Source organism: Endozoicomonas sp. ALD068 (genome assembly GCF_049310145.1).
Taxonomy (GTDB): Bacteria; Pseudomonadota; Gammaproteobacteria; order Pseudomonadales; family Endozoicomonadaceae; genus Endozoicomonas_A.
Genome location: NZ_JBLYNU010000004.1, coordinates 6,609,757 through 6,623,139, shown reverse-complemented (window position 1 = coordinate 6,623,139; position 13,383 = coordinate 6,609,757). Strand labels below are relative to the sequence as shown.

At 48.2% G+C, this 13,383-nt stretch carries 9 protein-coding genes and 2 tRNA genes; all 11 read right to left on the bottom strand.

Annotated features, from left to right (window positions below; translation table 11 throughout):
• Positions 1-18: 18 nt before the first annotated feature.
• Positions 19-1,512 carry a transcription termination factor NusA gene (gene nusA / locus ACO6V5_RS23900; protein WP_422135247.1) on the bottom strand — a complete coding sequence of 498 codons (1,494 nt, stop codon included), beginning with the start codon at positions 1,510-1,512 and terminating at the stop codon, positions 19-21.
• A 173-nt stretch (positions 1,513-1,685) separates the two neighbouring features.
• Positions 1,686-2,153: a ribosome maturation factor RimP gene (gene rimP / locus ACO6V5_RS23895; RefSeq protein ID WP_422135248.1), complete on the bottom strand. Its 468-nt coding sequence runs from the start codon at positions 2,151-2,153 to the stop codon at positions 1,686-1,688.
• A 220-nt stretch (positions 2,154-2,373) separates the two neighbouring features.
• A tRNA-Met gene (locus ACO6V5_RS23890) sits at positions 2,374-2,450 on the bottom strand.
• A gap of 130 nt (positions 2,451-2,580) precedes the next feature.
• A tRNA-Leu gene (locus ACO6V5_RS23885) sits at positions 2,581-2,667 on the bottom strand.
• Positions 2,668-2,702: 35 nt separating this feature from the next.
• Positions 2,703-3,146, bottom strand: a complete 444-nt coding sequence (secG, locus tag ACO6V5_RS23880; protein ID WP_422135249.1) for a preprotein translocase subunit SecG — start codon at positions 3,144-3,146, stop codon at positions 2,703-2,705.
• A 2-nt stretch (positions 3,147-3,148) separates the two neighbouring features.
• Complete coding sequence (tpiA, locus tag ACO6V5_RS23875; RefSeq protein WP_422135250.1) at positions 3,149-3,895, bottom strand: triose-phosphate isomerase; 747 nt, start codon at positions 3,893-3,895, stop codon at positions 3,149-3,151.
• A 250-nt stretch (positions 3,896-4,145) separates the two neighbouring features.
• Positions 4,146-6,023: a TRAP transporter permease gene (locus tag ACO6V5_RS23870; protein WP_422135251.1), complete on the bottom strand. Its 1,878-nt coding sequence runs from the start codon at positions 6,021-6,023 to the stop codon at positions 4,146-4,148.
• A gap of 16 nt (positions 6,024-6,039) precedes the next feature.
• A complete protein-coding gene (locus ACO6V5_RS23865; RefSeq protein WP_422135252.1) occupies positions 6,040-6,957 on the bottom strand; it encodes a TAXI family TRAP transporter solute-binding subunit in 918 nt (305 codons plus the stop codon).
• A gap of 219 nt (positions 6,958-7,176) precedes the next feature.
• Entirely contained in the window at positions 7,177-8,514 is a 1,338-nt protein-coding gene (gene glmM / locus ACO6V5_RS23860) for a phosphoglucosamine mutase (protein WP_422135253.1), read from the bottom strand.
• A 314-nt stretch (positions 8,515-8,828) separates the two neighbouring features.
• Positions 8,829-9,680: a dihydropteroate synthase gene (gene folP / locus ACO6V5_RS23855; RefSeq protein WP_422442501.1), complete on the bottom strand. Its 852-nt coding sequence runs from the start codon at positions 9,678-9,680 to the stop codon at positions 8,829-8,831.
• A 293-nt stretch (positions 9,681-9,973) separates the two neighbouring features.
• Positions 9,974-13,222, bottom strand: coding sequence for a CHY zinc finger protein (locus ACO6V5_RS23850; protein WP_422412830.1), 3,249 nt, complete (start codon positions 13,220-13,222; stop codon positions 9,974-9,976).
• Positions 13,223-13,383 lie beyond the last annotated feature (161 nt).

Here is a 13,383-nt window from a genome sequence, read left to right as displayed (position 1 = left end):
CTCCTCTCAGTGGCCCGCTCAGTTACCAGCTTCCTCGAACCAGGGAGCACGCGCCGTCATAATCAATTCACCCGCACGCGTCTCGTCCATACCTTCAATTTCGAGAAGGTCGTCAATGGACTGCTCCGCCAGATCTTCCATAGTAATGACACCCAGGCTGGCCAGCTCCAGTGCCAGCTCCTCATCCATACCGTCCATAGTCAGAAGGTCTTCAGCTGGCTGTGCGCCATCTAGCTTTTCTTCTCGAGCAATGGCCTGGGTCAGCAGCTTGTCTTTCGCACGAGTGCGAAGCTCTTCCACGATGTCTTCATCCATGCCTTCAATTGCCACCATCTCTTCCAGTGGGACATAGGCAATTTCTTCAACGGTGGTGAATCCTTCGTCGACCAGCAGCTGCGCCAGTTCTTCATCAATGTCGAGCAGATCAATAAAACTCTGTTTAAACCTGTCCGCTTCCTTTTCCTGTTTGGCAGCGGCTTCAGCTTCTGTCATAACGTTCAATTTCCAGCCAGTCAGCTCACTGGCCAGTCGAACATTCTGACCACTACGACCAATGGCCTGGGCCAGATTATCTTCACTGACTGCGATATCCATAGTTCCGGAATCTTCGTCAACGATGATGGAGGCAACCTCTGCAGGCTGCATGGCATTAATCACATACTGGACAGGGTTTTCGTCGAACAGAACAATGTCGATACGTTCATTACCCAACTCGCCGGATACCGCCTGTACACGAGCACCGCGCATACCTACGCAAGCACCTACCGGATCAATGCGACCGTCATTGGTTTTAACGGCAATCTTTGCCCTTGAGCCCGGGTCACGGGCAGCCGCCCTGATCTCCAGAACCTCTTCAGCAATTTCTGGCACTTCAATGCGGAACAATTCAATCAGCATTTCAGGCGCAGTTCGGGACAGCATCAGCTGCGGTCCACGACCTTCCGTGGAAATTTCACTGAGCAGTGCCCTTACATGACTTCCCATACGGAAGTTCTCACGTGGCAAGACGCTATCCTTACGCATGACTGCTTCAGCATTGTTGCCAAGGTCAACAATAATACTGTCACGAGTCGTTTTCTTTACGGTTCCATTAATCAGATCGCCCAGCTTGTCACGATATTGCTCAACCATTTGGGCACGTTCAGCTTCACGCACTTTCTGAACAATAACCTGTTTGGCAGTCTGGGCTGCTATCCGTCCAAATGCTACAGACTCAACCTGCTCTTCCCAGACACCACCGATTTCCAGTGACTCATCCTTTTCCTTACCCTCATCCAGGGTAAAGTGCATGCCAGGAAACTCGAAATCTTCGTCAGCAACTACAGTCCAACGACGGAAGGTATCGTATTCACCACTGCTGCGGTCAATCGCCACCCGGATATCAACTTCGGTTTCGTAACGCTTTTTGGTCGCGGTCGCCAGAGCAATTTCCATAGCCTCGAAGATCACTTCGGGTGGAACGCCCTTCTCGTTGGAAACGGACTCAACGACCAACAGAATTTCTTTACTCATGCTCTGCCTCGCCTATGCTGAACCAGTCCATGCCTTTGCCAACACTTCCCTGGCCGTTAACCGGGAAGACCCCTGCCTGTAATCAACTTTGTTATTGCAGACAACGGCTAACAACCCGGCCTGAACCTTGTTCTCAATCTTTTATCTGGTCATTACCAGTTTTGAGTCTGAAGTTAGTCGAATCTCGGTATCACCTGAGCCTTGTCTATGCTCTCAATGGGAAGAAGCAGTTCGTGATCATCGACAACTAACACCACGTCCTGATCTTCAACCCCTCTTACAATACCCCTGTACTTGCGACGCCCTTCAAAAGGCACCCTCAAACGCACATTAACTTCTGCCCCCGCCCAGGCTACAAAGTGCTCAAGAGTAAACAGCTGCCTGTCCACTCCGGGCGATGAGACTTCGAGGGTATATTCTTCCGTAATGGGATCTTCCACATCGAGAACCCCACTGACCTGGCGACTGACGACCTCACAGTCATCCAGTTGAATTCCCTTTTCTTTATCAAGGGAATCAATATAAATGCGAAGCATTGACTGCTTACCCTGAGATTTGAACTCAACTCCCCAAAGCTGATAGCCAAGGGATTCAACCACGGGTCCAATCAATGCTTCCAGCTGCGACTGCTTGCCTGCCACGTTGGAAACACCTGTCTGCAAAAACAAAAAAAGGGCTTAAAAGCCCTGTCTCTTCTATGCACCCAGTTTTCCAGCTGGACGCAACTAATTAACCTACCAAAGTCACGCCATCAGACATGAATTCAATAGACTCCCAGAGCCCTGTCGAGACCGACACCTCAAGCCCAACAAAAGACTCTGACGCACCTAATAAAAAACCCCATAATGGGGTTTAATTATTTGGTAGCGGGGGCCAGATTCGAACTGACGACCTTCGGGTTATGAGCCCGACGAGCTACCAGGCTGCTCCACCCCGCATCAAACCTACTCCAGTATACTGCCAGCTAAAAACCTGCTTCACAAGCCATAACTGTAGATACGCCTTTTAATCATTACAACACTAAACCAAATTCTTTTCTTCCATTTACTGAAAAAGTTAATGGCAATTTGGTGCCCAGGGCGGGACTTGAACCCGCACGACCGTTAGGCCACCGCCCCCTCAAGACGGCGTGTCTACCAATTCCACCACCTGGGCAAACACCACCACTACATCCTGCTTAAAGCTAGTCCTTACTGGACTGGAGGCAGAGACAGATCTTTATTCTGCTCGTCGCTTTCGACGGGTTGTGATTCTATCACAGGAGCATCGCTCTCGACACCCTTTTCTGAGCCTATACCTGAGCTCGTTTCTGAAGCGGCTTCCGGAGCGATCGGTGCATCACCGGCCGGAACGGACTCCTCAACAACTACAGCTGGCACACCTGCATCACCGATACTGTCTGCCTTTTGCCTGGCCACCATAGCCAGAGCAAAACTGGTCACAAAAAACACCGTTGCCAGAATCGCCGTAGTACGACTCATAAAGTTGCCAGTACCCTGACTACCAAACACTGTTTGTGACGCACCGGACCCAAAACTGGCACCGGCTTCCGCACCCTTACCCTGCTGCAACAAAATCAGACCGACTACGGCAGCAGAGGCAAGAACATGAACAATAAGAATTATGGTTTCCATCACTATCCTGCAGCGCGACAGATCGCCTGGAACTCTTCAGCAACCAATGAGGCTCCCCCCACAAGACCACCGTCAACATCCGGCAAAGCGATCAGGTCTGCAGCATTAGCTGCTTTCATGCTACCACCGTACAGAATACGAGTTCTGCCAGCCATAGCCTGATCATGTTCTGCCAGCAAGCTGCGAATCACAGCATGCACTTCCTGCGCCTGTTCCGGTGTTGCAGTCAGCCCGGTTCCAATAGCCCATACAGGCTCATAAGCGATCACAAAATTTGCCAAACGCTCCGGACCAGCAGTCCGCAGCACAGCTTCGACCTGAGCTGTCACCACCTTCATGGTGCTGCCAGCTTCTCGCTCTTGCAGAGTTTCACCCACACAAAGGATAGGCACCAAACCCTGATCAGCCAGAGCACAGAATTTCGCAGCAACTTCCTCATCACCCTCTCCAAACAGAGAGCGACGCTCAGAATGACCAATGATCACGTATTCAATACCAAGATCTTTGACCATCAGAGGCGAAACCTCGCCAGTATAAGCGCCAGATGTCTTGTCAGAGACATTCTGCAAGCCAACTTTTATAGCACTAACAGCCAATATTTCGCAAATGCCTTGAGCATAAATCGAAGGAGGACAAACCAGGACTTCAGCTTTAGTATCAAGACCGGAAACAAGTTTACCCAGTAATTGACGGTTCTCTTCGAGAGATCCATTCATCTTCCAATTACCGGCAACCAGTGGCTGGCGCATACTGCTCACCTCAACATTCGCGAGGTCGGCATACTAACCCAAGTTCCTTTGTTATACAACTGTGCTGACACCTTTCACTGGCAATTTTCCAACAGCGGATGAAAATCAATAAACTCATAACCAGTCAAGCACTTAGAGAATCACTCCTGCTCATTCAAGGCCAGTGCATGAATAGCCTTCAAGAACGTTAACTTTATATCAGAGTACTGCACATTAGCTGATGAATGAGAGCGCGACCGGCCCATATCACTCAACTCGAATGAGAACGCAACACAGCCCCAATTGCTCGCCACTGCATTAACAACAGCATCATTACAAGAAAAATACCCAAAAAGCCTAAACCCGCAGGATTAAACAGTAGAACTGGTAAACTGCTGAAGGCCAAACCTCTTTCCAACAGGCTTAATCTTCTAATCAGGTAACCTTCGACAACAACAGCCATGCTAATAATGATGGCTATTGTCCGGGCAACCGCGATAACCAATCCGGCAAAATCCTCTCCAGTATTAATTAAACCGGTATAGGCCATCATAATCGGAATCAAAAATAAGCCCGCCGCCAACTTGAACGCCTCAACGGAAGATTTAATTGGACTGGCATTAGCAACACCCGCTCCCGCAAACGCTGCCAGAGCGATAGGAGGCGTTACATTGGAAGTCTGAGACAACCAGAAAACCATCAGATGCGATGTCAACAGAGGCAATCCAAAATCACCCAACAAAGGTACAGCCATTACCGCCAATACTATATAGGCAGCAGTGACAGGCAATCCCATTCCAAGCACCAGGGCAACAAGACTGATGAGAATCAGCGCAGTAAACATATACCCACCGGAAAGTGCCATAACGAACTGCGTAAACTGCAACCCAATACCGGTCTGTCCTACTACCCCAACAATAATTCCTGCCGCTGCACAGGCAACAGAGATAGGCAAGGCCAGCAGCGCACCCGACTTAAGCCCTTCAATGATCTTGCTGACACCTATACGACTATGACTTCTCAGTGACGCCGCCACCAGAATAGCCGCACAACCGGCCACGCCCACCAGAAGAGGCGAGTACCCGATCATCAGCAGGCTAGTAATCAGGGCCAGGGGAAGAAGGAAGTGAGCACCCTGCTTCATGACACTCCATACCGCTTCAGTCCGACTGACTGTTGGCAATTCAAGTTTGCAGGCCATGATATGGACGTACAACAGTGTACAGAAGAAGTAGAGCAGTGCAGGCGCAATGGAGGCAATCATGATGTCGCTGTAGGGCACACCGGTAAATTGCGCCATCACAAAAGCACCTGCCCCCATAATAGGTGGCATTATTTGCCCACCGGTTGATGCAGCGGCTTCGATACCTGCAGCCTGTTCTGGCTTATAACCCAGTTTTTTCATCATCGGTATGGTGATGGAGCCAGTGGTCACCGTATTGGCAATAGCAGATCCGGAAATAGAACCCAGACCAGCGGAAGCAATAACGGCTGCCTTGGCAGGCCCTCCCCGGTATTTACCGGCAATAGCAAATGCCAGATCAATAAAGAACTTGCCTGCGCCTGTTACCTCAAGGAAGGCTCCAAACAGAACAAAGATAAAGACAGTGGTGGCCGCAATGCCCAGCGCAGAACCAAACACGCCATTACTGGAAAAGATCTGAAACTGCACCCATTCCTGAACACTGTAACTCTTGGTTGCCAGAGCACCTGGCAGCATATCCCCAAAACCACTATAAGCCAGGAACAACAATGCTATGAACACCATCACCCAGCCTACAGCCCGACGACAGGCCTCCATCATCAGCACCACATAGACGACACCAGCATAAAGGTCATAATCGGAAAGACCATACAGAAGATAGTTAACATCGTTGTAGTCAAAGTTAATAATTCGAAAGCCCGCCACCACAGTAGCCAGGGCCAGAATCAAATCAAACAGCCTGACTGGCACAAAAAAACGACTCTCTTCGTTTTTCAGCAAAGGATAATGAAGAAATATCAGCACCATGACCCAGGCCAGATGAACCGGCCTGAAATAGGTGGCAGAAATCGTCGAGGTAATCCCCTGCCAGATCTGAAACACAGACAGAAGTACTGCACAGACAAGAACCAGATAACCCAGCGCTTTGATCACGACTTTATTCATTCGGCCACCCGAAAACTCAATTGATGGAATTCAGGTATTTTTCAGCACCCGGATGCAAAGGCACACCGGACAGGCGAGTGGCATTGCCTTTGGTAGTGGCTTCGGCCACTTTTACCACCTTGCGAACATCATCCATGTTTTCAAAAGCTGCTTTAGTAAGGCTGAAAGCCATGTCGTCAGACATATCAGCTCGCACGACGAGGACATTCCAGATACTCAGGGTATCAACCGCCTCAACGCCGTTGTATACATCACCCGGAATGGTATAACTGCTGTAAGCAGGGTTTTCAGCAATGAATTTCTCACGCTCTTTTTCAGAGACTGGCAGGACACGAATCGGGTGAGTCAGAGCGACTTGGGTTACAGCGCCTACTCCCTGACCACCGACAATAAAGCCCGCATCAACCTGACCATTAGCCAGTGCATTGGTGGTTTCAGAATAATTCAGGTAAACAGCGCGGATATCTTTTTTGGGATCAACACCCACACTCTCCAACAGTGCAGCAGAGGTAACAGCGGTCCCGGAACCCGGTGCACCCAAAGAAACCCGCTTACCTTTGAGGTCAGACAGTTTGGCGATGTCAGAACTTTGAAGGGTCAAAGCGTGAACCAGATTTGGATAGAGGGCAAACAACACCTTTACCGGCATCTCACCGGGAAACTTGCCTTCACCCCTGTATGCATCGAGAACCACATTCCCCATGGCAATGCCAGCCAGCATATCGCCACGAACAACCTTGATAGTATTTTCAACAGAAGCGGCAGTAACTTCTGCTTTTACATTAACCCCATGAACCTTATCAGACCAAACTTTTGCCAGTGCACCACCGAGCGGATAATAAATACCACTTTGACCACCGGTACCAATGGAGTAGTTCTGTGCAAAAGAGAACGCTGGCAGGATCAGCATAAAGAGGGCAGCGACAAAACGCATGATATTTCCCCTGTAAAATATTTTTTATTTTTCTTTCGAGCAACAGCAGTCAAGTCCGGGTAGACTGACCCGTACAAATTTGACACGCCGGTTTTTTATCCTACCTAAGGAAAGTAATTCAGAGAAGCAAGAGGTTGCTTAAAACTGTCGTAGATCAATAATAAACTTCAAAAGCAACAGACTGACTGGAAATCATCCAGCCAGCCTGTAAAACGAGAATCAGGACATTTCCCGTTCAACCACCATGGCCAGTCTTTCGGTGTGAGCACGAACTTCTTCGGCATTCTCACCCTCTACCATGACACGGATAACAGGCTCAGTGCCGGAAGGCCTCAAGAGCACACGACCACGACCTGTCAGTTCAGTTTCAGACTGTTGCACAGCGGCAACAATACCCGGTACTTTATCAGTGTCTTTTTTCTCTTTTACCCGGACATTAATCATGGTCTGCGGGTACTTGCTCATTCCTCTACGCAGCTCAGACAGTTTTTTACCTGAACGAACTACGGCCTTCAAAACTTGCAGCGCAGAGACAATACCATCACCGGTGGTGGACACATCTCTACAGATGATATGACCGGAGGACTCACCACCTATCTGCCAATCATGCTCCAGCAGTAACTCATTGACATAACGATCACCGACTTTGGCTCGGGCAAAAGGAATATTGTTGGCTTCCAGAGCTTTCTCCATTCCCAGGTTTGTCATCAGAGTGCCGACAACCCCTCCCTTCAGCTCATTATGTTGACGACGATCCAGAGCAATAGCGAACAGCAGCTCATCACCATCAACAATCTCACCATTGTCATCCACCATGATGACTCGATCGCCATCACCATCAAAAGCAATTCCCAGATCAGCTTCACGTTCTTTGACAATTTCAGCCAGATTGTCAGGCTGGGTAGAACCACAACCCTCATTGATATTCAAACCGTTCGGGTTAATTCCAATGGCTTGAACATTGGCACCCAGCTCTCTGAACACAGCAGGACCCACCTGATAGGTAGCACCATGACCGGCATCAATCACGATATTCATGCCACGCAAGTCGAGAGGGTAGACAGTACTGGCTTTGCAATATTCGATATAACGACCGGAAGCATCATCCAGTCGGGTCACTTTACCCAGCTCACCAGAGTCAACGACCTCAATAACACCTTCTATCAGAGCCTCGATTTTTGCTTCAACATCGTCTGGCAATTTGCTGCCATTACCGGTAAAGAACTTGATACCGTTGTCGTAGAAAGGATTATGAGAGGCACTGATTACAATTCCGGCCTGACCATTAAAAGTGCGGGTCAGATAAGCGATAGCAGGTGTCGGCATAGGGCCGGTCAAACATACGTCAATACCCGCCGCAGACAGACCGGCCTCCAGAGCAGACTCAAACATGTAGCCGGAGATACGGGTATCCTTACCAATAACGACTTTACCCTCGCCCTCTGCTGCCAGAACCTTACCCGCAGCCCAGCCCAGCTTGAGAACGAAATCCGGGGTAATAGGAAACTCACCCACCTTGCCTCGAATACCATCGGTGCCGAAAAATTTGCGACCCATAAAGCAACCCTTATGCAATAATCTGGCGCCTGAATCCGCTGTCAGACAGCACTCTCAAATGGCTAGACAAAAAGGAGTGACAGGTGAAAACAGGCGATATTCTGCTTTGCCATGATGGCGTCGCAGAACAAAAAATACTGAAGATATACTCTGAATTATGACATGACTGTCATACAGACTTAATAGAAATGATTGTCTTACAAATGACAAAATTCTCCCTACCTGCGCTTAGAGCCAACGCTGCGAAAAAAGGGAGAAATAGAAAAAAGAATCAGAGCCAATGCCTGCCCACAAGAGCAGGCGATTAAAACACCTTAAGCATTCCTGACTGCATCTACCATACGAACTGCATCAACGGTTTCAGCAACATCATGAACTCGAATAATTTGAGCCCCTGCCCGGGCAGCCAGAGTAGCAACGGCAAGACTTGCACTTAACCTCTGCTCTGCAGGCTTATTCAACACAGCACCAATGAATGACTTTCTGGACATTCCTGCCAACACCGGGAAGTTAAGAGCAAGCACACGATCCAGATGTTTGAGTAACTGCAGATCATGGGCAGGTGTTTTTCCAAACATGCCGCCACCAAATCCCGGATCAAGTATCAGTCGATCTCTGGTAATACCCGCCGTTTCACAGGCACTGACACGCTCAAGCAGATACTCATTCACTTCGCTGACCAGATCATCGTATTGAGGCACAAAGCCTGGTTCTGTCTGTTCAACCAGCGAATGCATCAAAACGACAGGAAGGTCGGTGGCGGCCGCCGCCTCAAGAGCTCCGGGCCTCAACAGAGCACGCACATCATTAATCATGCCTGCACCGGCTTTGCTGGCTTCAGAAATAACCAGGGCAGAACTGGTATCCACAGAGACCACCTGATCAAAGTTCGTTCTCAAAGCTTCCACAACAGGCACAACCCTCTCAAGCTCCTGCTCACTGGTGACTGTTCCGTCTGCTCCTGGCCTTGTGGATTCACCACCCACATCCAGAATATCGACCCCATCGCGAACCATTTGCTCAGCACTACTCAGCACCTGATCCAGACTCTGATAACGACTGCTTTCATAAAAGGAGTCCGGGGTAATATTCAATACTCCCATGACCAGCGTTCGGTCAAAAGTCAGAGACTTTCCGGCACAATTTAACGTCTTCATTTTTTTCATATACCCAATCTACGAATACCACTAAAAATCATCCAGACTCAGCTACTGCCTGATTTTACAGGCCAATTGTTGAGACTCTCTTTCATTCTGCCCATCAATCAGGCTTTACAGCGCCCGTCTGGAAACTCTCAAACACCTGAGAATAGAAGCTTATAGCCGAAGCGAAGATTTTCCACAACAGACCGTTTCCACACTCAAACCTCAGGCCATTAATCCACAAATACAGCCTGGCAAGGTTAATATTTCCACCACTGCATTCAATCTCCAGGCCAGGGGTGACGAAGATGTGGTATTCACCTTAACCGGAAGGGATCCCTGCACACTGGGCAGCTTGTCACTCCGTTTTGAATCATCGCATCAGCGCATTCCCTATGGACTCTGTGGGAGCAGGGTAGTATCTGGCAGCCGCCGAAGGCGTCTTCCAGACAGATACAGCATTCATCGTGCCCTGAATCGGGTCGGCATATGTGATCACCTTTTAACTTTTTATTCAGGCAGATGTTGCAAACATCACAGTGATAGTTTTTCTCCTCATATACTCGACAAATGCCGCATTTATCACAGTGGTACGGATTTAGTTCTGCACTGATGAAGTGTTTACACTTTGCACAGAAAAAGTCAGACATCCGCTCGTTGCATCCCGGGCATGTCTGGGAACCATCCGTAATTTCACCTTCATATTCACAGACTGTACATTGAAGGTGTGTTGCGTCAGAAGCCTTGCAATTTTCAGCTTGACAGCGGGGGCTTGCGTTATGACATCTATGGCAGGGGAAATAAAGGCCACAGCACTTGAATTTCACAAGGCAGCGCCTGTGGTAGTGTTCGCACATTGGCTTTATGCTTTCTTGCCGAGATAGCGGTAACTCCCCACCCGACCGGTTTGCCTTCACATCAGGGAGGCTCGACTGCGGGCAAGAAGCAGAACTCTTCGGGTCACTGGCTGACATCGCTGGACTGGCTGCTGCCACCTGTTGGAGGGCTTGCTGGATCATTAAGTCTATTAATTCTTGTTGTTTCCCGAGCTCTCCCTCCAACTTTTCGATATTTTCCCTCAAACGTTGGTTCTCAGTGTCTGACTGGGTCACCCGTTTCCAGAGCCTTTGAGCTACTGCAGTAAGATTTTGATTCTTTATAGCCAACTCCTGATTCTCTGCTCTTACCCCCTGAACCTCCTGAGTTAATCCTTGATTTTCTATTGTTAACCTTTGAACCTCTACTGTTAACTTTTCAGTCTGTTGTCTTTCTATCTGTTGTCTTTTTTGCTCTTCTTTTTCCTTAGCGATTCTTTTCAGATCAATTGCTTTTCTAAGCCTGAGGTAATTACTTACAACACCTTCTAACTTATTCAATTTATGTTTCAAATTTTTAGCCCGATGATCGTCGGGGCTATTGTCAGCATTCACTGCATTTCCCGGAGTAATCGTCGGGAAGTCTGGAGGTTGTCCAAGGCTGGCTCTCTTTTGGGAAGAGTCATTTTGCCGATCAGCAAACCCGGGCTGTTTTGGCCTTGCTCCCTGCTGTAAGTATCTATCAGCTGTTAGATTAGAGGAACTGCCCACAGAGCCCGAGGTACTCTGGTAGCTATCAACCTGCTGGATGGGATCTGTGAATGTATTTGCATTGATGGCAATTATTTCGTTGGCAATATTATCACTGTTACTGATCAGAGGCTCTTGTGGTGTAGAGCAAGATTGCAACTGCATGTACAGTTTCTCTGAGAAGCTTATTAATTCATGGGATGACGGGTGCTGATCAAATCGTATAAGGGTATCCAGAAAAGAGGTGGAAAATGTAAATGATTGTGCATAAATCATGATATCGTGACTTATAGCGACATCTGATATTTTCCCTAACAGATTACGAATAAGTTCAATGGGGTTTGAATAGTTCAGGAACAAGTGAACGAAGTACTCAGTAAAGCAACATTTTTCAAATTGTCCTATAGGTGGCTGTTGATCAGGTTGATTGACCCTATGAATGATGTCCTGAACAATCTTATGCAAAATCATCAGGTTGTTTTCGCCGACCTTGAGCAGTGTCTCGTCAGTTGGAATGATCGGTTGCAGTGAAGACAGAATACCAAGGTCATTCAAAGTCTGTTTTGTATCGCTCGTGGCTTCTATCAGCTGCTCGATAAAACGGTTGCGCAATGAATTCTCTTTGCAAGAACGCGGCAGTGCCAGTACCGCCTCAAGAGGAGTGACAGTATTCCCCCTGATGTTCGTGCCTTTTGTTTCCAAAACCTGTAAACGTTGAGGCCTGTCCAGTTCATCCAGTATTTGCCTCAGCTTATAAACTGCATTGCGATCGCTGCCCTCAATAATGGCAATAAGCTGGTCAGCAAGTTCCTGAAGGTCTTGAGTCGTCGCATTTTTTTCACTCTTGTCACCATCATCGTCTTTTCTGTTATTTTCATTTCCGCTACCATCACTGTCTTCTCCAGATGATTGGCCCTCCTGATCTTCAGGTTCTTCTCTTTCCTCCTCTTGATGGTCGTTATTTCCGTTCTCAGGTCCTGCATCGGACACGCTATAAGAGGGTTGTCCATCCCCATTACCTGCCTTCAAGACAGCACTCTCAAGAAATAGTTTGAAACAGCCAAGCTGCCACTGAAGACTTTCGCTGGCAGGACAGGTATTGGCTGCACGCCGAAGAAGAGTATTCCAGAAATCAACATCGATCAATTGTTCAATATCGAGAAAGTCAAGCCAGCTAACGGGTATTGTGACTTCGCTGGAAGAACCATCGCCATTAACGCGTGTAATTTTCAGGTGTGCCGGGGATGACTGCTGGTCAAACGAAATAGAATCCTTGCCAATGGACATCAACCATGTGATGACGGGTTTCAGGATAAGCAGGTCTATTTCGAATAACCCCGACGGCCTGCCGCCGCCTCCGGGCGGAGGCGGGGGTGGGAGCGAATAGAAAAAGCCACCACCCCCGTCACTGGAAAAATCAGCAATGCCAGTGAGCTTGCCTCCTGTCAATGTCATTGTGTTATTCAGGGCTTGCTGCGTTTCCAGCCCACTGACAGTCATGTTGTCGGAATAGGCCAGAAGAATAAGTGAGGTAGCATGGGGTTTGTTATTCAGAAGCGGATCGGTGTTTACTGAAGTAAGCTCAGGTCTGTCTGCCGTCGTGGATTTCAAACGAACAGTTATGCCATTTTCCGAGACTCCTTTTGATACATGCTGGAAAATGGGTATTTGTCCCTCTGACAGTATCGTTAGCTGATAGCAATAGTTGCTCAAGTCGTTCGTGACTAATATTGCGATACTGTTCGAATCTGCTGGCGCCACAGGTGCATTAAAGCAAAGAATGCTGTTTCGGTCATTGAAGCCTTCGAGGAGCAGCAAAATCAATTGCCACTGAACCTTATCCTGCGGATCTGCATCATCATTGATTTCAATCCGAACCTTGTACCCATCAGGACTATGCCGATCAATAACGGTTGAGGAATAGCATAACTGTGCAACCACCGTTGTTATTAATGAAAGAACAAACGCTATTAAGGCTACCAATGAGCGGTAAAAATGCACTAAAGTCTCTCTGTACAATTTGGTCAATAATACCAAATCCGCCCTTTTTGTCTGATAGAAAACCAATTCAATCTGTGTTGACTTTCTGCTCTGGAAAAATAAAGGAACGCCATTGGCTAATTTCATTATTCGAAGTACAGAGAGAGAATAGCCAAGAATTT